The sequence below is a fragment of the Paenibacillus sp. EZ-K15 genome, assembly GCF_002573715.1.
In the GTDB taxonomy this organism is placed as follows: Bacteria; Bacillota; Bacilli; order Paenibacillales; family Paenibacillaceae; genus Paenibacillus_AQ.
Map to the genome: position 1 here is coordinate 204,035 of NZ_PDHM01000022.1, position 26,436 is coordinate 230,470.

Here is a 26,436-nt window from a genome sequence, read left to right on the forward strand (position 1 = left end):
TCGGACCCGAAAACAACATTCCGGTTGCAAGCTCCGCGTTGATGGAGCTTACAGTCATTAGCTCCGTGGAGGCTTGTTCTTCAACCATTTCGGAGCGCCCTTGTTCTTGCGGTCCCGCTCCCTTTCACTCTGACGCTGACCCGATGCCTTTCCGCTTCCCGCCTTTCCATTGGCGCTGGTGGAAGCAGGCTTTCGGGCTGGTTTCTCTTTACGGGCAGTATCTCCGGCTGACCCACGTGGACCATGCCCTCGATCGGTTGGTGTTGAACGCGGGGCTCTTACCTTGCCGCCATAAAGGGCGCGTTCTTCGATCGATATGCCCAGCTCGCGATTGAACTTGCGCATGATGAACGTCTGACGGTCCGTTACGAGCGTTATCGCCATGCCGCTCCGCCCCATGCGTCCAGTACGTCCTGCGCGGTGTGTATAATGCTCGGCATCAATAGGAGGATCGTAATTGATCACCATGCCGAGTCCTTCGATATCAAGTCCGCGGGCAGCGACATCGCTAGCGACCAAGAGCTTGGTACGCCCTTCTCTAAACGCATTCAGAACCCGGCTTCTAGTCATCTTGTCGGCATCACCATAGATGGCAGCCGCATTTAAGCCGAGGTAGTTCAACTTCGCTTCAACCTCTGCCAAATTCTCGGTGACATTGACGAAGACAATCGCACGGTCTGGATTGTAATGCCGGACCACGCGGCGCAGCATGTCCAACTTGTCACGCTCTTCCGTCACAAAATAATAATGCTCCAGCGCGGACGGCGTCCGCTGCTCCGGATCAATCCCGATTTCCACCGGCTGATCCATCTCCTTCTTAACGAGCTCTGCCGTTTCCGGACTTACCGTGGCAGATAAGAACACCAATTGACGGTCACGTAATGCACTGCGCAGAATGCGATCCACATCGCCGGCGCCGCCCAGATTAAACACTTGATCCACCTCGTCCACTACGATCGTAGTCACTTGGTGCATTTTCAGTTTCCGGATTTCGATTAGTTCCCGCACACGTCCCGGTGTCCCTACAATTAGCTGCGGATGCAGCTTAAGCTTCTCAATCTGACGCTTGGCTGCGGCACCGCCGATAAGACCAAGCACACCGATTCCGCGGGCTTCCCCGTAACGCTCGCTCTCTCTCACAATCTGAACAGCAAGCTCTTGGGTCGGAGCAAGAATCAATTTCTGGGCTCCCTTGATCTCAGGATCGATCCCCTGAAGCACAGGCAACAAATAAGCAAGCGTCTTTCCTGTGCCTGTCTGTGAAGTCGCGAGCACGTCCTTGCCTTCGAGTATGCGCGGTATAGCCTCAGCCTGAACGGGAGAAGGCGTGACAATGCCAAACTCCGTTAATCTGGAGGACAAATCCTCGGCTATTCCTAATGTATGAAATGTAGTTGCAGTCATATGTTAGTCCATCCTTTTTTTAGATATCAGAAGTCTATCATTCCAAAGCGCGTCTGCCTGATATCGCTAGAAAAACCTTCCGATACATGTGGTTTGTTTACTTTAATAGTGGTGGTAGCAGGCGTGTTTCCTAATAAGTGTTATTCGCTCTTTTTCATTATATGCCAAAACAGGAGTCCTCACCAAATCAACATCCTAAACGGCAGTGAACAGCACATCATACATGGTCATACGAATAGGCTTGATCACCCATCTGTTAAGGCAAAAGAGAAAGAAACGACTTGGCGGCAGCAGATAGCGGAATACCTCGAAGCGTTGCAATTCCTATGCTGCGCTCGGGAATTGGCGGATGGAGCGGCACCTCGATCAGCTGACCTGCTTGCAATTCCTCGTTAGCATAGTCGCGAATGACAAAAGCCAAGCCAAAGCCGCTCCGGGCAAACTGTACCAGCAGCTCAATGCTGCCAAGCTCGAACTCGGGTTTTAGCGTTACTCCCTGCAGCTCGGCATATTGATCGACATAGTTTCTTGTGCTCCCGCCCCTCTCCAGCATAAGCAGCGGGTAGTTCCCGAGATCGCGAAGGGACAATGGGTGTTGTAACTTGGCCCGCTCCGTAAATGATTTACCGGCAACTAAACAATCATGGATCGGGGAACTCGCGCGAAAATCGATTTGTTTATCGGAGGCCGGTAAATGAACGATGCCAAAATCAATCTTCCCATCCTTGAGTAGGGACAACGTTTCCGGAGTTGTGCGGTTAGTAATGCGGATGCGAATATCCGGATAGGCGGCGTGGAAATACTCCAAATGCGGCAGCAGGTAATACTTGCACAGCGTATCGCTTGCTCCGATATTGATTTCGCCGCTATGCAAATTATGCATGTCCGCAATCGCCTTCTCGCCGATCTCGATAAAACTGAAGGCCTGCTCAATATAGCGAAACAGCACATCACCCTCCGACGTGAGTTTAACCCCCCTGGTTGTCCGGAAGAACAGCGGCCCTCCGATCGTTCCCTCCAAATGCTTAATGGTATGGCTGACGGCCGGCTGGGTGATATGCAGATGCTCCGCTGCCTTCGATAAACTGCCGAGCCGGGCAGTCCAATAAAAGACACGATACCACTCCATATTGATTTCCATCATGATTACCTCGATTTTATCAAATGATAACGGGAACCTGTATTGAAAGATATAGCTAAAAAATTCATCCGTTACCCGTATTCTTCTCTACAGAATCGTATAACATAAATTAATCTAATGTCTACTATTACTAATATCAATTTTATTTATAATGTTGTAACTCATATAATGAGCCCTGTAAAAGAAAAAGACCGTAGGAGGCGAACACGTTTTGACAGTCACAGCCATTGTAGGAGCCAATTGGGGAGATGAAGGCAAAGGAAAAATGACGGATGTTCTTGCGGCGCAATCGTCGTATGTCGTTCGATTTCAGGGAGGGAGCAATGCAGGGCACACCATTATTAACGATTATGGGAAGTTTTCGCTGCATATGCTGCCATCGGGTGTATTCTATCCCAACGTAACGAATATCATTGGTCCGGGAACGGCTTTGGATATGGAGGTATTGATCAAAGAGCTGCAGGAGCTGGAAGCAAGGAACGTTCCTGCCCCCAAGCTGTTTATATCGGAGCGCGCCCAAGTCGTGCTTCCTATTCATCGGCTGCTGGATGAACTGGAAGAAGAACGGCTAGGTGCCCGGGGATTCGGTTCTACGAAACGTGGGATCGCGCCATTCTATGCGGATAAATATGCCAAGCTGGGCATCCAGGTCGCTGATCTGTTCCACCCTGAGCGACTTCGTGAACGGCTCGAGCAGATGCTCGCCATCAAGAACGTGCAGTTGCAGCATCTGTACGGGAGAGATCCACTAAGCGTTGATGAGATGGTCACGCAACTGCTGGAGTCCTTTCAGTTCCTGTCTTCGTATATCGAGGATACGACCACGCTGCTGCAGCAAGCGTATATAAAAGGCGACCCCATCCTCGTGGAGGGCCAATTAGGAGCACTGCGCGACCCGGATCACGGGATCTACCCGTTCTCGACCTCCTCCTCCACGCTGGCAGGCTATGCACCGGTCGGAGCAGGACTGCCGCCGTACGCCATCAGCCAAGTCATTGCCGTTGTTAAGGCTTATTCAAGCTGTGTCGGCGCTGGCCCCTTCGTGACCGAACTGCATGGGGATGAAGCGGATGAACTCCGCCGCCGCGGCGGCGATGCAGGCGAATACGGGGCAACAACCGGCCGGCCAAGACGAATGGGATGGTTCGATACGGTAGCTACCCGTTACGGCTGTATGGTGCAGGGAGCTACCGAAGCCGTTCTCACCAACCTTGATGTCCTGGGGTATCTGGATGACATCCCCGTATGCGTTGGTTACGAATTAGAGGATGGAAGCATCATTGACCATTTTCCGGTAACGGCCGATCTGCAGTCTGCGAAGCCTGTTCTGAGAACGCTGAAGGGCTGGAAATGTGACCTGTCGCATATCCGATCCTATGAAGAGCTCCCGGAAGCCGCGCAGCAATATGTGCAGTTCATTGAATCATCCATTGGCGTTCCCATCAAGACGATCTCCGTCGGCCCGAGACGGGATCAGATTATGATGAGATAACCGGGTGACGACGGCTTGCTTTCACTTGATTTACGAAGCTTTCCAGAATCCGCCGGACACCATGGGGATCACTCAGCATTGGCAAATGGCCAGTGCTGAGGCTTTCCACCCCATCCGCAGACAAATTGGCTATCATGCTTTCCTGCATGGATAATCCGAACTCTTTGTCTTGGATGAGCTTCACGTAAAGCTTTGGCACATCGGGAATAGACGCTTGAACGCGATCCGTATAGACTCTGCGAGCTTCCGGAACAAACTCCGCTACGATTCGGGAGGCCTGATCCTCCGGCAGATCACTGCACAGCCCAGTACGGATTGCGGATTCGGGCGGCTTCGTGCCAGCCGTTTTTAAAATGATCGGCATGATGATCCTCTGGGGAAACGGAAGCGCCGAAACAAACGAACCGCCGCGCTTAGGAATGGCCGCACCGATGGCAATAAACCCGGCAACACGGCCTGTGAACCGGGATGCCAGTTCGATAGCCAAAACCCCGCCCAGGGAATGCGCAACAATGACAAACTTGTTCGTCCCCCACGTTCTCACCTGCTCCGCCATATAGTTTACGTAATCCTCCAGCGCCAAATGATGTCCGGATATCTCAGCCCCATCCCGCAATGGGTAATCCACTTTCAAACACGGATGACCCAGCCCTTTCACAACGAAATCCCATACTCCTCCGTTCAATCCTGCTCCATGAATAAAAACAAATCCCAGCTCTTCTTTAAACCTATCTTGTTTCATCCTATATTCTCCTCCCTTGATGGACCCTGTTCCAAGGATTCATCGTGAACCCTTGCTTCTTGAGAACATCTTATCCTTTAAACAAGACAAATATTGTCTTATTTAGAGAATAAGATAAAATAAATGATACGAGATGGAGGTAGTTCTATGCAGAAATCCCAGCGCCTGATTCAATTAATGATGATGATCAATGCAAAAAAATCGTTTACCGTAAAAGAGCTGGCCGATGAATTCGGTCTCTCCGTCAGGACCCTTTCAAGGGATTTGGATGAGCTGAGCGGGCTCGGCGTTCCCATCTACTCTGTGCAAGGTCGAGGCGGCGGCTACAGATTGCTGCAGGAGCGGATGCTGCCTCCGATCAGTTTCACGGAAAGCGAAGCAATCGCCATCTTTTTTGCCTGCCAATCCTTAAGCTATTTCAGCACGCTGCCGTTCGGTGACGGGGCCGCCACGGCACTCCACAAGTTCTATCATTATTTGCCGGCAGATACGAAGGAGCAGATCGACCGTCTTAAGGATCGCGTTATGATTCACAGTCCATTCCGTGCGATGTCGACCGAGATTTTACAAACGCTAATGGAAGCCGTCATGGTTCGGCAAGCGGTCACCATCTCCTATCGTGCATCCGCCGGAAGCAGCCAGCGGCATATTCAGCCTATCGGTTTGTATGCAAGCTCAGGCTACTGGTATTGTCCGGCCTACTGTTTCACTCAAGAGGATATCAGACAGTTCAGAGTTGACCGGATCATTGCTGCCAGTCCCAATGCGTCCATCGCGATCCGTGAAGATATCGCCAAACAATCGCTGCGTGACATACCGGAAACCGGGAATGGGGAAATGAAGCCGTTTGAGGTACAATTAACTTCTAAAGGGGTTTGGCTGCTTGAAACAGATACTCGCCTCGGTCCCCACATCCATAAGAACAAGGATGGCAGCGGAGTCGTTCAGCTTGAAATACCAGCAACCGACGTCATCTTCTATTCGGACTATGTGTGGCGTCTCGGAGAGGAAGCAACCATCATCTCGCCAGCTGAAGCGGTTCAATGGACTCGGGAGAAAATTGAATCCATGAAGCTAAGATATACATAAGGGTAGATCGATTCCGTATGATACATATAAGGAGGAGAAGATGCATGACTTCACAAGTTGATTCTTTAATCCAGCGGATAGCAGAGGAACTTCGGGAGGTGCCCGGCGTTATAGGGGTCGTACTCGGAGGATCCAGAGCCAAAGGAACCGCCAAACCGGATTCCGATATCGATATCGGCATTTATTACGATGAATCATCAGGATTCAAGGTGGAGAACATCGCTAGGGTGGCGCAGAAATTAGATGACGAGCATCGGGATGGGATTATCACTTCATTAGGTGAATGGGGTGCCTGGGTTAACGGGGGCGGGTGGTTAGTGATCGAGGGGTATCATGTGGATTTCTTATTCCGTGATGTACACCGCGTGTCCAGCATCATCGACGACTGTTCCGCAGGCTTAGTATCCGCTCATTACCAAACCGGACATCCGCATGCTTATCTGAATGTGATGTATATGGGGGAAATCGCGATTTGCCGCATACTGTGGGATTCGGATAACCGAATACAGACTCTGAAAGCCAGAACAGCTCCTTATCCAAAAGCATTAAAGGATGCAATGGTCGGCTTCTTTACCTTCGAGGCATCCTTCTCCTTAATGTTTGCGGATAAAACAGCTGCCAGCGATGATATCACCTATGTAACCGGTCACTGCTTCCGCTGCATTTCGTGCTTGAATCAAGTGCTGTTTGCCAAAAATGAGTTGTACTGCATCAATGAGAAGCGTGCGGTGGCCATGATCGAAACCTTTCCCATCAAGCCGGCTAATTACAAGCAGCGCTTGGACCAAGTAATCACACTGCTCTCATCAGATGCAGAAAAAACAAAACAAGCCACTGCGCTGCTTCAGGAGCTTGTTGCCGAAACGGAAGCGTTATAACGCCGCAGCCGTTATTTCTTATTCATCCATTTATAAGACACGCGGTCTGCAAACCTCGGAAACAGCTGATACATCCTGATGCCAAATGAGGCCAGCCTCGGAAGATTGAGTTCTTCCTTGCGCTTTTTCACCAGCTTCACAACCTGATCTGCAACATATTCGGCCTTCATCATGAACCAGCTCACATTTTGGACATAACCGCCTGTCGGATCTGCCAAGGAAAAGAACGGGGTATCGATGGGGCCCGGGTTTACCGTAGACACGGTTATGCCCGTGTTCCGCAGCTCCTGCCGGAGCGAATTGCTAAACCCAAGCACGGCATGCTTGGTGGCCGAATAGGCGGTGGATTTGGCCGTTCCGATTTTTCCAGCCATGGATGCAATGTTCACGATGTGGCCGTCAGCCCGCTTCAGCATCCCTGGCAGCACGGCTTGCGTACAGCGCACGATGCCCATATAATTAACGTCCATCATGTCTTGAAACTCTTCTTGGCGCATGTCCATAACAGCTTCGAACTTGCCGTATCCGGCATTGTTAATCAGCACATCGATTCTGCCATGGCGACTTAGAAGGTCCTCCATGACAGACTGCACCTGCTCAGGGCTCTGAACATCCATGGTTGCAAGCTCATGGGGGCCCGGCATTCGCGCACCCACCGCCTGCAGACGTTCTACCGAACGGGCGCACAGCACCACGTATACTCCTTCCGCAGAAAGCTTCTCCGCGATCAAAGCGCCAATTCCGCTGGAGGCTCCCGTTACGACGACAACTTTATTTTTCAGCATGATTTCATTATCCCTTTCTTCGCCGGCACAGCTCTTGATTCCTCATCAATTACAGAGCCTTATATACACGGCCTTTGGGTTCATTACTCCTATTTTATGAAATCATGACTTGAATATCCAGCTCTCCGATTCCTTCCATTCTCAGCGGAATACAAAGTGCCTTCTTCCGAATAAGAGTGGATGTGCTATCCGACTTCATTACTTTGGGAGGTGTAATATCCACGCTGACTCCCTGGTTCGATAAAATTGTGCTGGCATTGCCGCTGATCATGTTGCCGAGCTCTGAAATCGCGCTTTGTCCCATCTCATCCATCTCGGTAATGACATAGCCGCCCATCATCACTGATACCATCTGCAAGGCTACCTGCTCCTGAATTCCAAATACAATGTCACCGTTCATTTGGCCTGTCATGCCGATTTGGATCCAGATATGATTCTCCAAATATCCGATCTCTTTGACCCCAAGATTCCCCGTGGAAGGTGAAACCTGTATGACTTGTTCGATCACGTGTCGTGCGGACTCTAAAAAAGGATTGATGACTTCCGCTTTCATTCCTCATTACGCCCCTTTCACTGGGTTGTTGGTCAGGGTCCCAAAGTCCCACCTATATATTTAAACATTATAATGGATACCTTGTAATAAATCATCACAAAATAGCGACAGCCCTCATTCCAACAACTGTCTTGCCATGTCAGCTATCGCTTGAAACGCTCTAGTACGAAGATATTCCTTTCGCTTAAACGGGCCTTTGGTCTCACCTTTGTTCTATGTCTACTTTACTATTATCGGAAGGTTTCCCCATCTTTTAATAATAATTAAATGGAAATTAAAATGTTTTTCATTTTTTCGGCCGATAATTACCAGGTTTGCTCCCTTCGTTGCTCCACCGGGAAGAATAACCTATAATTTAAATAATACAGTTTGCACGCGATAGATGAGCGGAAGAATATATCAAGTAAGGAGGAAGGCTATGAACATCAGCCAATTGGAAACACTTATTACCATCTCCAAAACGATGAGCTTTCGCAAAGCGGGAGAGCTTCTTAATCTGACACAACCGGCGGTATCCGCCCAGATCAAGAGCCTAGAAGAGGAATTTAAAACGGTGCTGGTGGACCGGAGTCAGCCCGTGACGTTAACCGACCGGGGGCAGGTCTTCGTGGACCATGCCGAACAAATCCTCGGGATCGTGGATGAGCTGAAGCAGCGGCTATCCGACCTTGATCAAACTCCCCAGGGTCACATTCAGCTGGGTACAACCACTTCCATAGCGATTCAGATCCTGCCACGGGTTCTTTCCTACTTCCAGGATCAATTCCCTCATATTAAAACAACCATTCAATCCATGGCCTCATCACAAATCTATCACAGCGTAGAGAACGGGCTCATCGACATCGGGATCGGCTATCTGATCGAGCGCAATCCCAACTTGAGCACATCCATTCTGTACTACGATACCTTTGAGCTTGTCGTATCCCCTCAGCACCCGCTAGCCAAACTCTCTACGGCAAACATGGATGTGCTAGGCGGAACCCCCCTTATTCTGCTAACACGTGACACCGTCGGCCGCCGCTTCGCAGATGACGTAATGAAGAAGCACGGCATTGAGCCGCAGGTTGTCATGGAACTGTCAAGCAGTGAAGAAATTAAACGGATGGTCGAGATCAATTTGGGCGCAGCCATTATATCGAAGCAGTCTGTCGCGACGGAACTGCGCAACGGCACCCTGCAGATTGTTCCCTTGAGCGAGCTTGAAGTTAGCCACCCTGTCGGCGTAATCTATAAGAGCGGACGATACGTCAGCTCCGCTATGCGCCAATTCCTCAGTGATCTGAAGGGCATGCCCGAGACACAGTTCATCAGCAGCGAATAACGCCACATCAAACCTAGAATAATAACCAATCAAGCGATATGAAGGAGGTCAACATGAAATTTGATCTGCACACCCATCATTTCCGCTGCGGCCACGCAGACGGCAACATTCGAGATTATATCGAGGCTGCGATTGCGGCAGATTTACAGGTGATTGGAATCTCAGACCACACTCCATACTTCGGGAGCCCGGAAGAGCAGCCCTTTCCAGCCATCTCCATGGCAAAAAGGGACTTTGCGGAGTACGTACAAGAAGTTCTGGACTTAAAGCGGGAATATGAAGGTAAAATCAAAGTCCTGCTGGGCATTGAATCCGATTATTTTCCGAATCATGCCCAGGTTTATCAGCAGGCATTAAATGCCTACCCTTTTGACTACATCATCGGCTCCATCCATCACGTCAGGGATGTCAGCATCTTCAATAAAAACCGCTGGAAGAAACTGACCCCGCAGCAGCAGGTTGCCGATAAAGAGGAATACTTCAATCTAATCCGCCAATCCGCACGAAGCGACATGTTCCAGATCATCGCCCATATGGATGCCATGAAGGGCAATTATCCGCTGTTCTCCGAAATCAAGGCCGACGAAGCGATCGAGGAAACGTTGAAAGTCATCGCGGAATCGGGCCTGGCGATCGAGATCAACACTTCCGGCAAAACCAAGCTGTGCGGCGGCTGGTATCCATCGGGCGCCATCTTGGAGGTCGCGCACCATCACGGTGTTGACGTCACCTTCGGCTCCGACGCCCACAAACCGTCACGGGTCGGAGATGAATTTGACGAAGTGGCCAAAGTGCTTAAAGAAATCGGATACACGGAATGGGTATATTTCGAACAAAAACAGAAGGTGACCGTACCTCTTTAAGGGGGTACACCCTCCTTCTGTTTTTTTTGCATTTACATAGGAAGCACAGCAAAATAGGCAAAAAAAGTGGACCCGTTACCGGGTCCAAAACATAATATATATTCTCAAAAGGGGGTCATGTGATAAGTTTAACCCGCGGCTGTTAGAGTTTGATAACAGGTATATTTCATTTGTGTAACAAATTCCAAGTGAGCCTTTCATCTTGACATGTTCAGATCACAGATTTCATTCCCTTCATCCCATTGAGCGCAAGGTGAGCACGGTAAGCTCCGGTTTGCATAAGAAACGAAAAGGCAGCTGCGTCGTGCCGATTCCCCTATTTACATAGAGCAGCATTCCTTGCGAACCGATGGTATATAGACCTTGCACATAACGCTTTGCCCCGGGCGGCGTGATCACCTCGCCCATCCAGGGCAAACGGATCTGGCCCCCATGGCTGTGTCCCGACAGCTGGAGATGGAATGAATGGGCTGCAGTTGTGTCAGCATAATCCGGCTCGTGCATCAGCAGCAGCTTGAACATCCCGTCGGGTAAATCTTGAATGGCCGCTGCCGGATCCGGCTGGCCCCAGAATGCATCGTCCAAACCTGCCACTGCGATGACAGCACCATCCCGCCTTAGCTTCACGGCGGTGTTCCGCAGCACCTGAAATCCGGCCTCTTCCTCCATAGAAATCAGTGTCTCCACATCTTTGTAATCATGGTTACCCAATATAGAAAATAAGCCGAGAGGGGCCTTCAGCTCGGTGAACGGTTGAATGGCGGCCCTCATATCCTCTGTGTTTCCGTCCACCATATCCCCTGTGAAACAGATCATGTCCGGTTTCTCATGTTGAATCGCTTGCACCACACGGGCCACGTCTTTTGCCCCGGTGTGAAAGCCCAGATGCAAATCGCTAAACTGAACGACCTTCATCCCGTCAAAAGCCTTAGGCAGTGAAGGAAGCGCCAATGTCCGTCTCGTAATGTCCAATTGATGAGGCTCCCATAAAGACGCGTAAGCCCCGCCTGCAGCGCCAACGCCGACCACGGCGGAAACACCGATCTTCAGAAATTGGCGGCGCGACATCTTCGTCTGCATGACGTCTCGCTTTGCCCCGTCATGAGCTGTGCCATGGGGAGTAGACGAGGATGGATTTCTCATAGGTGGACTTCCTCCTATATAATAATAAAAGAATACAAGTTTTAACGGCCTTACGGTTATTCATATATATGGAATAGCAAGAGAAAGGGGTTTACGTATGACTGATAACGATTCAATCACAGCATTAGTTTCAGCTCAGCGGCGTTTTTTTCATAAAGACATCACCAAGGAAGTGGATTTCCGACTACAGCAGCTGACCAAGCTCCGCCAAGTACTGATTGCCAGGGAAAACAATATCATGGAGGCCCTTCGCAAAGACTTGAACAAAAGCGAGCAGGAGGCCTTCACGACTGAGATCGGGATTGTCTATAAGGAGCTTTCCTTTATCATAAAGAATCTGAAGCGCTGGGCCAAGCCACAGCGTGTCAAAACCGCACTGACGCATGTAGGCAGCAAGGGAATGGTCTACGCTGAGCCCTACGGGACGGTACTGATTATTGCTCCCTGGAATTATCCTTGGCAATTGGCCATCTCTCCGCTGATCGGAGCTTTAGCCGCCGGGAACACCGCGATTGTGAAGCCCTCCGAGCTGACACCTAACGTATCCGGACTCATTACGTCCATCATCACGGAGACGTTTGAGCCGCAATATGTGGCTTCGGTGGAGGGAGGACCCGAGGTAAGCACGATCCTGCTGGAGCAGCCGATGGATTATATCTTCTTTACCGGCAGTACCCATGTCGGCAAAATTGTCATGGAAGCCGCCGCCAAGCAGTTGATCCCGGTGACGCTAGAGCTAGGAGGCAAAAGCCCCTGTATCGTCCACGAGGATGCCCCCCTGGCCCTGGCGGCTTCACGTATCGCATTCGGCAAGTATACAAATGCCGGCCAAACCTGCGTCGCGCCGGATTATGTTCTCGTACACAGCAAGGTCAAGGAGAAGTTCATCGCGCACCTGAAGGAAGCCATCACTTCGTTCTACGGCGAGAACCCGCTAACCAATCCCGACTATGGGCGCATTGTTTCGGAGAAGCATTTTGACCGGCTGTCCGGCTTTCTGAACAACGGAACCCTGCGCCATGGCGGGAGCAGTTCTAAGGAAAAATTGCTCATCGAGCCCACCGTGCTGGACGATATCACTTGGGATATGCCGGTCATGGAAGAAGAGATTTTCGGCCCCCTGTGTCCGATCCTGACTTACGAGAATGTACACGAAGCTATCCAGGCGATTAATCACCGTCCCAAGCCGCTCGCCCTTTACTTGTTCACGGAGAATGAAGACGTTCAGGATTACGTACTCTCCTCGGTTTCTTTTGGCGGGGGATGTGTTAACGATACGCTGATGCATCTGGCCACTCCCTTCCTTCCATTCGGGGGTGTCGGTGAGAGCGGAATGGGCGCTTACCACGGGGAATACAGCTTCCAGACCTTCTCCCATAAGAAGAGCGTGCTAAAGCAAACCAACCGGTTCGATTTTAAATTCCGTTACCCTTCCAAGAACGGGCTCGGCATTCTGAAAAAGCTGATGAAACCGTAGCTTGAACTAAGACTTTGACTACTTGCCCAATAGCACAAATAATAAAGGCACACCGACGATAAAATGCACCCCACAGAGTAGACACCTAAAAAAGGGTCAACCTACGGGGTACATTTTTCAATGGTGCGCCTTTTTTACATGGATGAATGCTTTCTCCGATGCGGTTTATTGGCCTTCGCCTTCTCTTCACTGTCATCCATCTCCAAGCCGTCATCGCCGGGCTTAAAGATCCGGCGCAGCGTCCCCAGCATGGACAGCGCATACGCAACGGTAATGAAACTGAAGGCAATCTCCATCACCACGACAAGCCGGGACGTATTATCGACTGGGGCTATATCGCCATACCCGACCGTGACAAACGTCGCCATACTGAAATACAGGAAGCTAATGAACTGGCTTAGCAAATCCTGGCCGATATTCTTGCCTTCGAAGGAAATGCCTCCGAACAGCTTATAGATCGACATATACACCATCGTGAAAAACAAAATGCACATCCCCGCCGCCATGCTGATCCGAACCAGGGTTGTTTTCATATCAACATGCTGATGGACAGAGTCTGCAATTCTATCGAATATATACAGCACATAAAAAATAACCGAGCATAATGCAAACAGCAGGATCAGAGCGCGCATGCCGCCTTCTCCGGGGACCACGTTCATCAGATCGATCCACCCTAGCAAATCTTCAACCGAGACCAGGACATAAATGAGCAGTGGAGCAAGCAGCAAAGGCCTGCTGGACCACTTCTTGTCCATACTGTAGAACAAATAAATCAACAGCAGGAAACCCGTCAAATTGAGCAGCCACATCCACCATGACATCTTCAAGTCCCTCCTTTGGCTGGCTTGAAGCCTGAACCTGCAGGTCGCACCATTACATCTTTATTACCCTTGTAACGGTATTTATGCACCTGGAGGTCGCTGGTAATCGGCCCTTGCTCACTTTAGACAACGTTCATGTCCAGCTGATCACGTGTTAAAAATAGCGCCAAAACACGTACAGCGGGTCGAACGAAAGCCGTCCCGCATGCTTTTAGCAACTAACGGTTCTTCTCCAACCACTCCGCGGCATGGTCCACCATGGCCCGCTGGTCTGCCAATACGCAGTCTGCCTTTCCAACACGGCCATGCTTATATGCATCGGGGCATTGCGCTTCAAACGAGGCTCCAATCGCTTCAAAATCGTCGGAATGATAGTTGATATCCTGGAATGCCTCCCACTCTGTTGTTCCCTGCACCCTGCGTACTGGCGCGTGGGCGGTTACCACCTTCTTGCCTGCCCAATCCGCGCGGTATTCGCTAAGGTGGAAGGAAGTATTATTGCCATAGCCACTACCCAGCATAAGCACGTAAGCACCCGCTTCATATAATCGTGCCAGCGGCGACGCTTCGCCCAGGCTATGATCGAGCGGATGGGATTGCATAAGTGCCTTTGCATCCCTGCCGCGTGCTGCAAACGAAACATGCGGATGACGGCTTCGGATGACCCCTTCTTGTTTACGGAACACTTCCGGAATGATCCCCATCCCTGATGTGACGGTCAGGTCCGGGTCATAGGGAGGCATACTCTCACGGATCAAATCCCACCATTTGGGGTCGGCCGGAGGATTTCCCCATGTCTTCGGATCGGTTAAGTTCGCAGACTGCGTTGGCATCACCAGTGTCCCTTCATCGCCCAGTACGTCCTCCAGGGCCAGTATAACAGCCTCTGGACCACCAACAATCCATCCGCCCACGCTCTTGAGCGAGGAATGGACGAGCAGGGTCATTCCCTTCCGTACGCCAAGAGCGAGCAGGTCATCGCTTATATCCTTTATCGTAATTGGTCTTTCGATGATCAAGTGACTCATCTCCATTTCAATATCCTAATAAACACATATAACAAAAAAAGCGCCTGTCCGAAGCCATGCCCCGGTCAGACGCCTTGGTGTTGAAGCTAAACCGATTAAACGCCAAGCCAGCGCTTAAACAGATGTTTGGTTGTATCCTTGTTCATTTCCGCAATCGACGTAGTCAGCGGAATGCCCTTCGGACAAGAACGTACGCAGTTCTGCGAGTTGCCGCAGCCCTCGATGCCTCCGTCCTGCATCAGCGCTTCCAGACGCTCTTCCTTGTTCATCTCACCTGTCGGGTGAGCATTGAACAAGCGAACTTGGGAAATGGCGGCCGGTCCGATAAAGTCCGTTTTTTCGTTGACATTCGGGCAAGCCTCAAGACATACGCCGCATGTCATACATTTGGACAGCTCGTAAGCCCACTGGCGCTTCTTCTCCGCCATTTTAGGTCCGGGGCCAAGGTCGTAGGTGCCATCGATCGGAATCCACGCCTTCACGCGCTTGAGGGCCGTGAACATACGACTGCGGTCGATAACCAAGTCTCTTACAACCGGGAACGTCTTCATCGGCTGAATCCGGATCGGCTGTTCCAGCTTATCGATCAGTGCCGCACACGCTTGGCGCGGCTTGCCGTTAATAACCATGGAGCAAGCTCCGCACACTTCTTCAAGGCAGTTGGAGTCCCAGCATACAGGTGCGGTGGTTTGGCCCTGTGCATTTTTGGGATTGCGCTGAATTTCCATCAGCGCACTAATGACGTTCATGCCGGGACGGTACGGAATTTCGAATTCCTCAGTATAGGATTTCGTCTCCGGATTGTCCTGACGTGTAATGATAAACTTAACGCTCTTTGAGGCGGCTGCCGTTTGAGACATCGTAAATCCCCCTTCCTTCTTACTTGTCTTTCGAATAGTCGCGAATACGCGGCGGGATTAAGGAAACATCCACTTCTTCGTATGAAATCTGCGGTCCATCAGGCGTCCAGGTTGCTTTGGTTGTCTTGAGGAACTCTTCATCGTTACGATCAGGGAAATCCGGCTTGTAGTGAGCGCCCCGGCTTTCGTTCCGGAGAAGCGCACCCAGCGTCATGGCCTCGGACAGCTCCAGCATGTTCCACAGCTGGCGTGTGAACGCCACGCCCTGGTTGTTCCAGCGGGAGGTATCCGTCATATTGATATTGCGGTAACGCTGCTTCAATTCCTTGATTTTGCCGATGGTAGCTTCAAGCTTGTCGTTGTAGCGAACCACCGTCATGTTGTTGGTCATCCATTCGCCGAGTTCTTTATGGATCACATAAGCATTCTCGGTTCCTTCCATCTTGAGCAGGCCTTCGTACTTGGTCGTTTGCTCTTTCGCTACGCGGTCAAATACGGTGGAGGAAACGTCCTCAGCGGACTTCTTCAAGCCTTTGACATATTCAATCGCCTTCGGTCCGGCCACCATACCGCCGTAAATGGCGGAGACCAGGGAGTTCGCTCCCAGACGGTTCGCACCGTGATATTGATACTCGCATTCTCCGGCTGCAAACAGCCCGGGAATGTTCGTCATTTGGTTGTAATCGACCCACATGCCGCCCATGGAATAATGGACTGCCGGGAAGATCTTCATCGGGATTTTACGCGGATCGTCGCCCATGAATTTCTCATAGATCTCGATGATACCGCCAAGCTTTACGTCCAGCTCTTTCGGATCTTTATGGGAGAGGTCCAGGTAGACCATGTTCTCGCCATTGATCCCAAGTCCCATATCGACGCAGACGGAGAAGATTTCACGTGTAGCGATGTCACGCGGCACCAGGTTTCCGTAAGCAGGGTATTTCTCTTCGAGGAAATACCACGGCTTGCCGTCTTTATAGGTCCAGATCCGTCCGCCTTCACCACGTGCCGATTCCGACATCAAGCGGAGCTTGTCATCGCCTGGAATGGCTGTCGGGTGAATCTGGATGAACTCACCGTTGGCATAATGAACGCCTTGCTGATAAACGGCACTGGCCGCTGTTCCCGTGTTGATTACCGAGTTGGTCGTTTTTCCGAAAATAATACCAGGACCACCGCTTGCGAGAATGACGGCTTCAGCTTTGAACGCCTTGATCTCCATCGAGCGGAGATCCTGAGCAGCGATACCGCGGCATACGCCTTCGTCGTCGATGATCGCATTCAGGAACTCCCAGTTCTCGTACTTCGTCACAAGACCCGCAGTTTCCCAGCGGCGAACCTGCTCGTCAAGCGCGTAGAGCAGCTGCTGTCCGGTCGTTGCGCCGGCGAATGCCGTCCGGTGACGCTTCGTTCCGCCGAAACGACGGAAATCGAGCAGACCTTCGGGCGTACGGTTAAACATAACGCCCATGCGGTCCATCAAGTGGATAATGCCCGGAGCTGCTTCACACATCGCTTTGACCGGAGGCTGATTCGCAAGGAAGTCGCCGCCGTATACCGTATCGTCAAAGTGCTCCCAAGGAGAGTCACCCTCACCTTTCGTATTCACGGCTCCATTGATGCCGCCTTGCGCGCACACGGAGTGAGAGCGTTTAACAGGTACAAGTGAGAATAGATGAACGTGAGCTCCTGCTTCTGCCGCTTTGATGGTTGCCATCAGCCCGGCGAGGCCGCCACCCACTACAATAATATTAGATGCCATTTTTCGTTCACTCCCCTTAACTTAAGACTGTCTTAACTACATCGATCGCTGCTGTCGCTGCCTCGAATTCGGAACTGCGGAATGCTGTCATAGCCAGAACGAACAGCACGCTCATCAATACGAACAAGCCCATGCAGATGTAAGTGGATACCTTCTGCGCGCGCGGACCGACGGTGATGCCCCAGCTAACGAGGAACGCCCACAGGCCGTTTGTGAAGTGGAAGGCTGCCGACACAACCCCGATGACGTACAGAGTAAACAGAATCGGATTGTTCATGATGCCGTGCATGGTCGCGCCCAAATCGTCATGCGTGATTTTGCCGATCATGATTTGGAAACGCGTATCGTACATATGCCAGATAACAAAAACGAACGTAATGACGCCGGTGATCCGTTGGACGGTAAAGCGGATGTTCCGTTCATAGTTGTAATTGCCCACGTTGTTATTTGCCTGGTAAGCAATGTATAACCCGTAGACACCGTGATATAGCAGTGGCAGCCAGATCAGGAACAGCTCGAGGAAAAATATCAGCGGCATGCTGTTCAAAAAATGGACCGCGCTTGCAAAGCCTTCCTTTCCACCCTCGAAAGCCTTAAAGTTGGAAATCATATGGCTGAGCAAAAATGCTCCAAGCGGTATGACACCGAGCAAAGAATGCAGCTTTCTGGAATAATACCCTTTCATCAGTTGACGTTCCCCTTTCCAATGTGCAGCGTTTTCATTTTCAATCTTTCCTATTTTCAGAACAATTACACTTGCCCTGTCCTAAAAGAGGTTGTTCATAAAGCCCGCCTTTGATCACAAAGTGAATCAGGAAGCCACTCGGCATCAAAACCGACCTTTTTGAACACGCACTAAAACCCTTGCAACGACAAAAAGCTGCCTATTTCGGCAATCGTGTGAACAACTTGTGTCATGTTTCATGTTACTCCTTTTTTTCTTATAATGGAATTGCAATATAATTATTAATCGTTATAATCTATACGCATAAGCAATTATTTGTACGCATGTCTATTTTATATAGGAGGAATTCCATGTTTGAAGAACTGGACATGTTCGCCGTCGTTGTAGAGCAATCCAGCATAAACCAAGCCTCCAAGCTGCTTAACTTGTCACAGCCAGCCCTGTCCAGGAAAATAGCCAAGCTGGAGGACCAGCTCGGACTGCAGCTGTTCAATCGCCGCGGCAAACGGCTGGAGCTTACCTCCATCGGACAGATTGTGTACACCTTTGCCCTGGAGCAGCGCCAGCAGCAGATCAAGTTCATGCAGACTTTGGCCCATTACCGGGAGGGGGATCAGATCTCGATCAACCTGGGGGCCAGTCTAACCACACTGCAGACCACCTTGCCCCCGCTCGTTAACGCATTCATGGAGCGTCATCCCGCGGCCGAAATCAAGCTGATCACCGGCAAGACCCATGAGATCGTTTCTTATGTAAGAGATAAACGGGTCGATGTTGGCATTGTCGCTTCCTCCATCAACCAGCCTGGCTTAAACTGCATTCCGCTGTTTGATGACCATCTGGAGCTTGTTATCCCGTCTTCACACCCGCTGGCGGAGATCGAGGATGTCGGCATCGAGCAGCTTCAAGGCTTGCCGATGATCATTTTTTCGACCGGAACCTGGTACCGCAAGTTGACGGATGACCTATTCCACCGCTGGGGCATTATGCCGGATATCCGGATGGAGATCGATTCCTTCGAAGCGATCGTCAGGCTCATCCCGACCTGCAAGGCAGCCGCGCTTCTGCCCAAATCCTATCTCAGGCCGCAGCTGTTGTCCGATAACGGGCTTGTCGACATTCATATTCCGGCACTCATTGAAACCCGGCGAACAACTTCGCTAATCTACGGCCAAGCCTCGGAGCTGAGCAAGGCAGCCAGCCGCTGGATTGACGAAACGGAAATCCTGTTCCGTAAGCTGGAGGAGGATAAAACGAAAAAAACCTGACGATAAACATGGGGACTGACCCCATGACCGTCAGGTTTTTTTCTTCTATATTTATTAGTTTTCGAGCATATTCACGACCTCAGACTCAAAGCGATCCACATTATCATTGGAGCCGATAACAACCATAATGTCGCCGGAGTTCACCACATCCATGGCTGTCGGCGCTACGATGATGCCGGATTGTTTATTCAGGGCCACCACGCTAACACCGTAGCGAACCCTCGTATTGAGCTCGCTAAGCGTTTTTCCGTCCATGCAGTCCGTGACCGTCATCTCCACAATCAGATAGTCCTTGGATAATTCGATATAGTCGAGCAAGTTGGGCGTGACAAGTTGGTGAGCTACCCGGATCCCCATATCCCGTTCCGGAAAGATCACCCGGTCCACGCCCAGCTTCTCCAGCGCCCGGCCGTGCAGCACCGAAATCGCCTTGGCAACGACCATGGTGACACCAAGCTCTTTCAACAAGATGGCGGATAAGATGCTCATCTGAATATCGTTCCCGATCGCCACAATCCCGCAGTCGAAGTTACGGATACCGAGCGATTTAAGCACCTCTTCATCCGTAGCATCCGCCACCACCGTGTGCGTCAGCAGCTCACTCATATCCTCGACAACCTCTTCACTGCGGTCGATGCCGAGCACCTCATATCCCTGTTCCATCAGTTCAAGCGCCAGGCTGGCGCCAAATCGTCCCAAACCGATGATTGCAAATTGCTTTGGTTTCATGTCTCTCCCGTACTCCTTATCCAATAATCATTTTGCCTTCCGGATGACGATATAATTCTTTACCCTTTTTTGGCCCCAGTGCATAAGCAAGCGTCAAGGGCCCCAATCGCCCTGCAAACATCGTAATGCTGATCAAAATCTTCCCAAACCCCGTCAGTTCGGGCGTTAAGCCCATGGAGAGACCCACCGTACCGAAGGCGGATGTCGTTTCGAATAGGATTTCCAGGAAGCTCCCTTCCTCTGTCGTTGACAGAATCATCGATACGGTTAGAACGAGCAGCAGTGCCAGTAATGCAATGGTCAGTGCCTTCAGCACCCGCTCCTGTGCCAGGCGATAACGGAACATGACGATGTCTTCACGCCCGCGCATCATGGCGATGACCGCCCCCACCATAATGGTGAAGGTTGTTGTTTTGATACCGCCACCGGTTGACCCTGGGGATGCTCCGATAAACATCAGAATCACGATAAAAAATTGCGTGGCCTGTCGAAGTCCCGTAATATCTATAGTATTCGCGCCAGCTGTACGCGGCGTTACGGACTGGAATAACGCGCCGAAGAATTTCCCGCCCCAATTCAGAGAGCCGAGTGTCCTCGGATTGGTGAATTCAAATATAAGAATGACGATAAATCCAACCAGCAGCAAGGTAGCCGTCATGGTGAGCACCACTTTGGAGTGCAAGGAAAGTCTCCGTTGTTTTCGGAAATCAATCAGATCGGATAATACGATAAAACCAATGCCGCCTGAGACAATCAAAAACATCACGACTATGTTGACTACAGGATCGTAGACATACCCGGTCAAACTCCGAAAATCACCAAACAAATCGAAACCGGCATTGTTAAACATCGTGACTGCATGAAAAACGCCATAATAAACTGCCTGGCCGATCGGCATATCAAACGCCCAGCGGATCGATAGAATGATGGCACCGCAGGCCTCGATGATGAGGGAGTACAACAACACTCTGCGGATCAGCCTTACGATTCCTTCCATCGAGGACTGATTCATCGCTTCCTGCAGAATGAGACGATCCTTGAGCGATATGCGCCTTTTCAGAGCCAAGGCAAATAAAGTAGCCATCGTCATGAATCCGAGCCCGCCGATCTGAATCAGCAGCATGATCACGACTTCTCCGAAGGAACTGAATGTCGTTCCTGTATCCACCACAACCAGACCCGTTACACATGTTGCCGATGTCGAAGTGAACAAGGCATCGATAAATTCAAGCGGTTCACCTGTACTCGTGGAAATCGGCAGCATTAACAGCGCCGTCCCGATGAAGATAATAGCCGCAAAACCAAGCACGAGAATCTGCGGCGGAGACAACCTGAGCCAGTTAAATTTAGAGTTCAATCGGTCACCTTCTTAAAAAAAATCAAGAAAAAAGACACTGGAAAACGCAGTGCCCTTTACGGTCTGGTTCCTGTGCTGCAGCCTACGAGGTTAGCTGACGGATTCGGGCATTTCCACAGGTCGCCCTATTCATTATTCTAGGAATAATGAAATTCACCCCAATTACATGGTTCCCCCATTTTCAGTACGAAATTCGGCTGGAATATTCGGTTCCTTGAAGCATGATGTGATTATAACGCAATCTGGTACGTAACCCAATGCCGTTTTTCACCCAAAAAATCTTTAAAAGAGCGCGAATTGGGCATATTCAAGAATACAAGCATAGGGTTCTCTAACGTTTTCGAAACCTTTCATTCATTTTCATCGATTTGTTTCATTATTCCGGATATTGGGATAAGCTGCTTATGACTTTCATAACTATGTTATATTGACTCTATGCGTACTTAATCAGGCATATCGAATACCAGTGGGAGTATCAACTTTCCTAGAGGAGGAATTTCATGAATCGTGCAAGAGAGCCCTTGAAGCTGAAGCCCAATCTGAAACAGCTCATCGCGCCTGCCGCAGTCGGCCTGATTCTGTTCCTATTATTTCAGGTGTTTCCGTCGACGAATCCGGATTCTACCGAGATGGCATCTCCGAATATCATATCCAAGGAGCAGGCTCGGCAAGTGGCTTCAAGCTTTGCTCAGGAGCATTTGCAGTTTACGACTGCGGAAACGGATGACACATTGGTTACATATCAATCCAAATCGGAACTTTACGGATATCTGGCGAAGGAAAAGAAACTTTCGGAATACAACAAAACCTATGAAGCCAAATATCCCTATGACGTATACCGCGTTCGCTTCAGCGAGCCGGGAGGCGATGCCCTCAATGTGGACGTGCACATGCAAAATTCAGGCATCGTCGGCTTCTCGTACGATTACGCCCGCTCCAGCTATGACCGGATTGAGCTGAACAAGGGCGATGTACAAAGGCAGATGCTGCTTGTCGTCGAGGACGGCATGTCATTAGCCGAGAAGCAAGCGCTCGCGGAGCCTTGGCTCCAGCGAGCGGGATATGACCTGTCGCGCCTTGAGCTGGTTACGCGGGAAGGGGAACCCCGGCTCCGATATGTGGACCCGGAATCCAAGATTGGCGATTCCCGATTGGAGCACCGTTTCACCTTCGAACATGGGAAATTACGCTCCTATGAGCCATCCTTCTCAGTCCCGTCCGCCCATTCTGCCTATGTCAACAAGCAGACTCAGGATGCAACGCTGCTGACACTCGCAGGGTATGGCCTGTTCACCCTCATCCTTGGCATTCTTGCGATTGTGTACAGCGTGAAGACCAGAGCCTATACGTCGTTTAAGCGCGGCCTGTTCCTATCGGTGCTGCTGTTTATCATTCAGATGCTAAATACGTATAATCTGATTCCCGTTTTCAAATCCGAGGGGATGTCGCAAACCGGTATATTCGGGATGATGATTTTCTATGCGGTCTATTCGCTCATCTTCTCCGCCCTGCTCTATTTCTCCCTTGTCGGGGGCAACGGGCTATGGCAAAAAGAAGACGGGCTCAATCCATGGCCGCGCGCCAAAGAACCCGGATACGGTCATTATGTACTGGACAGCATGAAGCTGGGATATATGTGGGCTTTCATCCTGCTTGGGGTCCAATCCATTATCTTTATCGTTCTGGGCCTAACCTTAAATACATGGTCCACCACGGATGCCACACAGTCGCCTTACAACATGCTCTATCCTTGGCTGTTTCCGCTGATGGCCTGGCTGGCCGGCATATCCGAAGAGGCCGTCTATCGACTGTTCGGTATCAAAATGGTGAAAAAGATCGTCCGCAATACTTTTGTGGCCAGTTTGATTACCTCGCTCATCTGGGCGCTCGGGCATACGCTTTATCCGATATACCCTGTAATTTCCCGGCCCATTGAACTAGTTATCATCGGCTTGCTGTTCAGTTACATCTTTTTGAAATACGGGTATTTGGCGGCCATGTTCTCCCATGTCATCTTTAATAGCATCTTGATGGGCATTAGCCTGATCCTGCTTAAGGACACCACCAACTTGCTAATCGGTGCTTTCTACATGGTGCTTCCTGCGCTTGTTGCGTATGCGATTTACCGTTTCAATCCAACAAAAAAAGAGAAGCCGTATGTCACGACTCCTCCTCACGAAGTGCCTTAAGAATTTCCGTTGCTAATTTCTCACCGATTGAAAGGGGCTTGAAGTCTTCGACTGAAGCCTCTTTTATTTTTTTGACCGAGCCAAAATGCTTCAACAGCAGCTTGCGGCGCTTCTCTCCAATGCCCGGGATGGAATCCAGCTTGGAGGATACCATCGATTTGCCGCGCTGTTCGCGGTGGAAGGAAATCGCAAACCGGTGAACCTCATCTTGAATACGCTGCAGCAAATAGAACTCCTGGCTGTCCCGGGGCAGCGTAACCGGCTCCGGCGGGTCTCCGACCATGAGCTGCGCTGTTTTATGCTTGGCATCCTTCACAAGCCCACAAACCGGGATAAACAACCCCAACTCATTCTCCAACACATCGCTGGCGGCGGAAATCTGTCCCTTCCCTCCATCGACCACAATCAGATCAGGAAGTGGCAAATTCTCCTTCAAGACGCGCTCGTACCGCCGCCGGATCACTTCACGCATCGTATCATAATCGTCCGGTCCCAGCACGGTACGGATCTTGTACTTCCGGTATTCCTTCTTGTCCGGTTTCCCATTGGTGAATACAACCATGGCCGATACCGGGTTGGTCCCCTGGATGTTCGAGTTATCAAATGCCTCGATTCGGTTCAGCGACTGGAGGCCGATCACTTCGCCCAGATTCGCTGCTGCGACCGAGGTGCGTTCTTCATCGCGCTCAATCAAGCGGAATTTCTCGTCTAAGGACACCTTTGCATTATCCGACGCCATGCCCACCATCTGTTTCTTCAAACCACGCTGCGGCACATGTACCTTCACGCCGAGCCATTCCTGCAGGGCGGCAGCCCCTCCGGCTGCATCCACGATGCCAGCAGCTTCGGCCTGCTTCTCCTGTGCCTGGGCAAGGGCTGCCTGCTGCTCATCAGATGTTCCTGCGGAAAGCGTATTCGCCGAATCCACGGCTTCCTCTGCGCCTAGCACACCTTCACCCGCAGCCGTTCCAGCAACCGACTCTGGAGCAGCCTCGCCTATCAACAGAGGCTCAGGCAGCAGAATTTCCTGCGGCAATGCAGGATTATCACTATAATACTGAGCAATAAAAGACATAAAGTCACTGTGCGCATCGCCGTAGAACGGAAAAACGGACTTGTTGCGCTGTACCATTTTTCCTTGGCGCATGTACAGAATCTGTACGCACATCCAGCCTTTATCCACAGCATAACCGAATACATCGCGGTCCCGCGTATCCGTCGTCGTAATCTTCTGCTTCTCCATTAGCGTATCGATATGGATGATCTGATCCCGCAGTTCTTTGGCACGCTCGAAATACAAATCCTCCGCAGCCTCCTGCATCTTGCGCTGCAGTTCCTTCTTGATCTCTTCATGCCCACCGCTCAGGAATGACGTAATCTCCCCGATGATCTGTTCATATGCAGAATTTGGAATTTCCTTTACACATGGAGCCAAGCATTGTCCCATATGATAATACAAGCACACTTCTTTCGGCATGACGCCGCATTTGCGCAAAGGATACATCCGGTCCAGCAGCTTTTTGGTCTGCTGTGCCGCATAAGCATTCGGGTAGGGGCCAAAGTATTTGGCTTTATCTTTAAGCACCCTTCTGGTCACTTCCAGACGGGGATGCTCTTCATTCGTTATTTTAAGATATGGATAGGTTTTATCATCCTTCAGCAGCACGTTGAATCTCGGCTGATGGGTTTTGATCAGGTTACACTCCAGAATCAAGGCTTCCATGTTGCTGCCGGTCACAATATATTCGAAATCGCGGATTTCCGAAACAAGCATCTGGGTCTTCCCGTTATGGCTTCCGGTAAAATAAGAGCGTACCCGGTTCTTCAGCACTTTCGCCTTGCCCACATAAATTATCGTGCCTTCATGATTCTTCATCAGGTAACAACCGGGCTGGTCCGGCAGCAATGCCAGCTTGTGGCGGATATTCTCCAGCGCCCTCTCTTGCTCCTTAAGCTGTTTGGCAAAATCGTCCATGCTATCCCTCCTCTCCAAGGAGATTATATAGTATTAACCTTAAATATAAAACATTATGAATAACCACACAAAGCGCCTCCGGGTTTCACCGAAGGCGCTGTATGAAAGCGGATTGAAGTCTATGACCAATCCTGCTTATTGATGTTTTGCAATGATGCCCTTCAAGGCTTCTTTGGAGTTCAGACCTACCACTTTATCGACAGGCTGGCCGTCTTTGAAGAAAATCATAGTCGGAATGCTCATCACGCCGAAACGTGCTGCGGATTCCGGATTCTCATCCACGTTCACCTTAGCAATTTTTACAGCATCACCAAGATCTGTGGACAGCTCTTCCAAAATCGGGGCAAGCATTTTACAAGGACCGCACCATGGCGCCCAGAAATCAACTACAACCGTACCTTGACCTTCCACTTCACTTACGAAGGATTGATCGGTAACGTTTACGATAGCCATTATATTCTCCTCCTCACGGATAATTTTACATATAGTACGAACATAATTGTCGAATGGGTCGACGAACTTAGTATACCACAACCGGTCGGAAAAAGTGAAATATACTCACCTAAAGAAAGAGGATTTTACGGGTTTTTTATGCAATCTTTACAAATGATTTGCGCATTGGGTATACTACTAGTAACAAGTCGGGTGACTGTCAAGTTTTTCGTGTTGGCACGGCATGTTCACCTTTTGAGGAGGCAAGCACCATGGATGTAAACGTACGCGTTAACGATCCACGGGAGCACATCAATGAAGAACCACGCAATGACTTTGGCGATTTGATGATGGGCTTCGTGGGGATGTTTGGTTTCATGACCATCATCTTTTTCGGATTCGTCATTATCAAGTTCTTGGTTGGCTAATTATTGATGACTCC

The 26,436-nt window shown here is 50.4% G+C and carries 24 protein-coding genes and 1 riboswitch; of the genes, 9 read left to right on the forward strand and 15 right to left on the reverse strand.

Features of this window, described 5'->3' with window-relative positions; translation table 11 throughout:
* Positions 1 to 57: 57 nt before the first annotated feature.
* Both CRG97_RS27695 and CRG97_RS27700 read right to left on the reverse strand, forming a co-directional pair.
* Positions 58 to 1,404, reverse strand: coding sequence for a DEAD/DEAH box helicase (locus CRG97_RS27695; protein ID WP_098748842.1), 1,347 nt, complete (start codon positions 1,402 to 1,404; stop codon positions 58 to 60).
* Positions 1,405 to 1,660: 256 nt separating this feature from the next.
* On the reverse strand, positions 1,661 to 2,545 hold the full coding sequence (locus CRG97_RS27700; RefSeq protein WP_098748843.1) for a LysR family transcriptional regulator: 885 nt from the start codon (positions 2,543 to 2,545) through the stop codon (positions 1,661 to 1,663).
* 211 nt (positions 2,546 to 2,756) lie between these two features.
* On the opposite strand from CRG97_RS27700, the gene CRG97_RS27705 reads away from it, so the two are divergent.
* Positions 2,757 to 4,037: an adenylosuccinate synthase gene (locus CRG97_RS27705; protein ID WP_098748844.1), complete on the forward strand. Its 1,281-nt coding sequence runs from the start codon at positions 2,757 to 2,759 to the stop codon at positions 4,035 to 4,037.
* On the opposite strand, the gene CRG97_RS27710 is transcribed toward CRG97_RS27705, so the two are convergent.
* Positions 4,024 to 4,779 carry an alpha/beta fold hydrolase gene (locus tag CRG97_RS27710; RefSeq protein WP_098748845.1) on the reverse strand — a complete coding sequence of 252 codons (756 nt, stop codon included), beginning with the start codon at positions 4,777 to 4,779 and terminating at the stop codon, positions 4,024 to 4,026. The genes CRG97_RS27705 and CRG97_RS27710 overlap by 14 nt on opposite strands.
* A gap of 147 nt (positions 4,780 to 4,926) precedes the next feature.
* On the opposite strand from CRG97_RS27710, the gene CRG97_RS27715 reads away from it, so the two are divergent.
* Positions 4,927 to 5,868, forward strand: a complete 942-nt coding sequence (locus CRG97_RS27715; protein WP_098748846.1) for a helix-turn-helix transcriptional regulator — start codon at positions 4,927 to 4,929, stop codon at positions 5,866 to 5,868.
* A 44-nt stretch (positions 5,869 to 5,912) separates the two neighbouring features.
* On the forward strand, positions 5,913 to 6,746 hold the full coding sequence (locus tag CRG97_RS27720) for a nucleotidyltransferase domain-containing protein (RefSeq protein ID WP_098748847.1): 834 nt from the start codon (positions 5,913 to 5,915) through the stop codon (positions 6,744 to 6,746).
* Between the two features lie 11 nt (positions 6,747 to 6,757).
* On the opposite strand, the gene CRG97_RS27725 is transcribed toward CRG97_RS27720, so the two are convergent.
* Together CRG97_RS27725 and CRG97_RS27730 are read right to left on the reverse strand one after the other, a co-directional pair.
* Positions 6,758 to 7,531 (reverse strand): SDR family NAD(P)-dependent oxidoreductase, encoded by a 774-nt coding sequence (locus CRG97_RS27725; RefSeq protein WP_202619010.1) that lies wholly within the window; start codon positions 7,529 to 7,531, stop codon positions 6,758 to 6,760.
* A gap of 94 nt (positions 7,532 to 7,625) precedes the next feature.
* The gene (locus CRG97_RS27730; RefSeq protein WP_098748849.1) at positions 7,626 to 8,084 is read right to left on the reverse strand and encodes a chemotaxis protein CheX; all 459 of its coding nucleotides are present in this window, start codon (positions 8,082 to 8,084) and stop codon (positions 7,626 to 7,628) included.
* Between the two features lie 418 nt (positions 8,085 to 8,502).
* Here CRG97_RS27730 and CRG97_RS27735 point away from each other — a divergent pair, with 418 nt between their 5' ends.
* Positions 8,503 to 9,405: a LysR family transcriptional regulator gene (locus tag CRG97_RS27735; protein ID WP_098748850.1), complete on the forward strand. Its 903-nt coding sequence runs from the start codon at positions 8,503 to 8,505 to the stop codon at positions 9,403 to 9,405.
* A gap of 53 nt (positions 9,406 to 9,458) precedes the next feature.
* Positions 9,459 to 10,268, forward strand: coding sequence for a histidinol-phosphatase (locus tag CRG97_RS27740; protein ID WP_098748851.1), 810 nt, complete (start codon positions 9,459 to 9,461; stop codon positions 10,266 to 10,268).
* 234 nt (positions 10,269 to 10,502) lie between these two features.
* Here the strand turns inward: CRG97_RS27740 and CRG97_RS27745 are convergent, their stop codons facing one another.
* Positions 10,503 to 11,411 carry a metallophosphoesterase gene (locus CRG97_RS27745; protein ID WP_098748852.1) on the reverse strand — a complete coding sequence of 303 codons (909 nt, stop codon included), beginning with the start codon at positions 11,409 to 11,411 and terminating at the stop codon, positions 10,503 to 10,505.
* Positions 11,412 to 11,508: 97 nt separating this feature from the next.
* Between CRG97_RS27745 and CRG97_RS27750 the strand changes: the two genes are divergently transcribed.
* On the forward strand, positions 11,509 to 12,888 hold the full coding sequence (locus tag CRG97_RS27750; RefSeq protein ID WP_098748853.1) for an aldehyde dehydrogenase: 1,380 nt from the start codon (positions 11,509 to 11,511) through the stop codon (positions 12,886 to 12,888).
* A gap of 134 nt (positions 12,889 to 13,022) precedes the next feature.
* Here the strand turns inward: CRG97_RS27750 and CRG97_RS27755 are convergent, their stop codons facing one another.
* The 5 genes from CRG97_RS27755 to CRG97_RS27775 all read right to left on the reverse strand — a co-directional run bounded on the left by CRG97_RS27755 (position 13,023) and on the right by CRG97_RS27775 (position 18,044).
* Positions 13,023 to 13,709, reverse strand: coding sequence for a potassium channel family protein (locus CRG97_RS27755; RefSeq protein ID WP_098748854.1), 687 nt, complete (start codon positions 13,707 to 13,709; stop codon positions 13,023 to 13,025).
* A gap of 218 nt (positions 13,710 to 13,927) precedes the next feature.
* The gene (locus CRG97_RS27760; RefSeq protein ID WP_098748855.1) at positions 13,928 to 14,728 is read right to left on the reverse strand and encodes an AAC(3) family N-acetyltransferase; all 801 of its coding nucleotides are present in this window, start codon (positions 14,726 to 14,728) and stop codon (positions 13,928 to 13,930) included.
* Positions 14,729 to 14,832: 104 nt separating this feature from the next.
* Positions 14,833 to 15,597, reverse strand: coding sequence for a succinate dehydrogenase iron-sulfur subunit (sdhB, locus tag CRG97_RS27765; RefSeq protein ID WP_076324823.1), 765 nt, complete (start codon positions 15,595 to 15,597; stop codon positions 14,833 to 14,835).
* A 19-nt stretch (positions 15,598 to 15,616) separates the two neighbouring features.
* Positions 15,617 to 17,359: a succinate dehydrogenase flavoprotein subunit gene (gene sdhA / locus CRG97_RS27770; protein WP_076324824.1), complete on the reverse strand. Its 1,743-nt coding sequence runs from the start codon at positions 17,357 to 17,359 to the stop codon at positions 15,617 to 15,619.
* Between the two features lie 16 nt (positions 17,360 to 17,375).
* Positions 17,376 to 18,044 (reverse strand): succinate dehydrogenase cytochrome b558 subunit, encoded by a 669-nt coding sequence (locus tag CRG97_RS27775; RefSeq protein ID WP_098748856.1) that lies wholly within the window; start codon positions 18,042 to 18,044, stop codon positions 17,376 to 17,378.
* A 350-nt stretch (positions 18,045 to 18,394) separates the two neighbouring features.
* Here CRG97_RS27775 and CRG97_RS27780 point away from each other — a divergent pair, with 350 nt between their 5' ends.
* Complete coding sequence (locus tag CRG97_RS27780; RefSeq protein ID WP_076324826.1) at positions 18,395 to 19,312, forward strand: LysR family transcriptional regulator; 918 nt, start codon at positions 18,395 to 18,397, stop codon at positions 19,310 to 19,312.
* A 54-nt stretch (positions 19,313 to 19,366) separates the two neighbouring features.
* Here CRG97_RS27780 and CRG97_RS27785 read toward each other — a convergent pair whose 3' ends face one another.
* Together CRG97_RS27785 and CRG97_RS27790 are read right to left on the reverse strand one after the other, a co-directional pair.
* Positions 19,367 to 20,041 carry a potassium channel family protein gene (locus CRG97_RS27785; RefSeq protein WP_098748857.1) on the reverse strand — a complete coding sequence of 225 codons (675 nt, stop codon included), beginning with the start codon at positions 20,039 to 20,041 and terminating at the stop codon, positions 19,367 to 19,369.
* Positions 20,042 to 20,057: 16 nt separating this feature from the next.
* Positions 20,058 to 21,398, reverse strand: coding sequence for a TrkH family potassium uptake protein (locus CRG97_RS27790; protein ID WP_098748858.1), 1,341 nt, complete (start codon positions 21,396 to 21,398; stop codon positions 20,058 to 20,060).
* 64 nt (positions 21,399 to 21,462) lie between these two features.
* Positions 21,463 to 21,607, reverse strand: a riboswitch (cyclic di-AMP (ydaO/yuaA leader).
* A 291-nt stretch (positions 21,608 to 21,898) separates the two neighbouring features.
* Between CRG97_RS27790 and CRG97_RS27795 the strand changes: the two genes are divergently transcribed.
* A complete protein-coding gene (locus CRG97_RS27795) occupies positions 21,899 to 23,587 on the forward strand; it encodes a CPBP family intramembrane glutamic endopeptidase (protein WP_098748859.1) in 1,689 nt (562 codons plus the stop codon).
* Here the strand turns inward: CRG97_RS27795 and uvrC are convergent.
* Both uvrC and trxA read right to left on the reverse strand, forming a co-directional pair.
* Complete coding sequence (gene uvrC / locus CRG97_RS27800; protein WP_098748860.1) at positions 23,559 to 25,562, reverse strand: excinuclease ABC subunit UvrC; 2,004 nt, start codon at positions 25,560 to 25,562, stop codon at positions 23,559 to 23,561. The genes CRG97_RS27795 and uvrC overlap by 29 nt on opposite strands.
* A gap of 135 nt (positions 25,563 to 25,697) precedes the next feature.
* Positions 25,698 to 26,015: a thioredoxin gene (gene trxA / locus CRG97_RS27805; protein ID WP_076324831.1), complete on the reverse strand. Its 318-nt coding sequence runs from the start codon at positions 26,013 to 26,015 to the stop codon at positions 25,698 to 25,700.
* Between the two features lie 251 nt (positions 26,016 to 26,266).
* On the opposite strand from trxA, the gene CRG97_RS27810 reads away from it, so the two are divergent.
* Positions 26,267 to 26,422, forward strand: a complete 156-nt coding sequence (locus tag CRG97_RS27810; RefSeq protein ID WP_006212594.1) for a hypothetical protein — start codon at positions 26,267 to 26,269, stop codon at positions 26,420 to 26,422.
* Positions 26,423 to 26,436 lie beyond the last annotated feature (14 nt).

Bases quoted from the DNA above. Each gene is read 5' to 3' on its own strand.
- CRG97_RS27695 (WP_098748842.1), bottom strand. From the start codon at position 1,404: ATGACTGCAACTACATTTCATACATTAGGAATAGCCGAGGATTTGTCC.
- CRG97_RS27700 (WP_098748843.1), bottom strand. From the start codon at position 2,545: ATGGAAATCAATATGGAGTGGTATCGTGTCTTTTATTGGACTGCCCGG.
- CRG97_RS27710 (WP_098748845.1), bottom strand. From the start codon at position 4,779: ATGAAACAAGATAGGTTTAAAGAAGAGCTGGGATTTGTTTTTATTCAT.
- CRG97_RS27715 (WP_098748846.1), top strand. From the start codon at position 4,927: ATGCAGAAATCCCAGCGCCTGATTCAATTAATGATGATGATCAATGCA.
- CRG97_RS27720 (WP_098748847.1), top strand. From the start codon at position 5,913: ATGACTTCACAAGTTGATTCTTTAATCCAGCGGATAGCAGAGGAACTT.
- CRG97_RS27725 (WP_202619010.1), bottom strand. From the start codon at position 7,531: ATGCTGAAAAATAAAGTTGTCGTCGTAACGGGAGCCTCCAGCGGAATT.
- CRG97_RS27730 (WP_098748849.1), bottom strand. From the start codon at position 8,084: ATGAAAGCGGAAGTCATCAATCCTTTTTTAGAGTCCGCACGACACGTG.
- CRG97_RS27735 (WP_098748850.1), top strand. From the start codon at position 8,503: ATGAACATCAGCCAATTGGAAACACTTATTACCATCTCCAAAACGATG.
- CRG97_RS27740 (WP_098748851.1), top strand. From the start codon at position 9,459: ATGAAATTTGATCTGCACACCCATCATTTCCGCTGCGGCCACGCAGAC.
- CRG97_RS27745 (WP_098748852.1), bottom strand. From the start codon at position 11,411: ATGAGAAATCCATCCTCGTCTACTCCCCATGGCACAGCTCATGACGGG.
- CRG97_RS27750 (WP_098748853.1), top strand. From the start codon at position 11,509: ATGACTGATAACGATTCAATCACAGCATTAGTTTCAGCTCAGCGGCGT.
- CRG97_RS27755 (WP_098748854.1), bottom strand. From the start codon at position 13,709: ATGTCATGGTGGATGTGGCTGCTCAATTTGACGGGTTTCCTGCTGTTG.
- sdhB (WP_076324823.1), bottom strand. From the start codon at position 15,597: ATGTCTCAAACGGCAGCCGCCTCAAAGAGCGTTAAGTTTATCATTACA.
- sdhA (WP_076324824.1), bottom strand. From the start codon at position 17,359: ATGGCATCTAATATTATTGTAGTGGGTGGCGGCCTCGCCGGGCTGATG.
- CRG97_RS27775 (WP_098748856.1), bottom strand. From the start codon at position 18,044: ATGAAAGGGTATTATTCCAGAAAGCTGCATTCTTTGCTCGGTGTCATA.
- CRG97_RS27780 (WP_076324826.1), top strand. From the start codon at position 18,395: ATGTTTGAAGAACTGGACATGTTCGCCGTCGTTGTAGAGCAATCCAGC.
- CRG97_RS27785 (WP_098748857.1), bottom strand. From the start codon at position 20,041: ATGAAACCAAAGCAATTTGCAATCATCGGTTTGGGACGATTTGGCGCC.
- CRG97_RS27795 (WP_098748859.1), top strand. From the start codon at position 21,899: ATGAATCGTGCAAGAGAGCCCTTGAAGCTGAAGCCCAATCTGAAACAG.
- uvrC (WP_098748860.1), bottom strand. From the start codon at position 25,562: ATGGACGATTTTGCCAAACAGCTTAAGGAGCAAGAGAGGGCGCTGGAG.
- trxA (WP_076324831.1), bottom strand. From the start codon at position 26,015: ATGGCTATCGTAAACGTTACCGATCAATCCTTCGTAAGTGAAGTGGAA.
- CRG97_RS27810 (WP_006212594.1), top strand. From the start codon at position 26,267: ATGGATGTAAACGTACGCGTTAACGATCCACGGGAGCACATCAATGAA.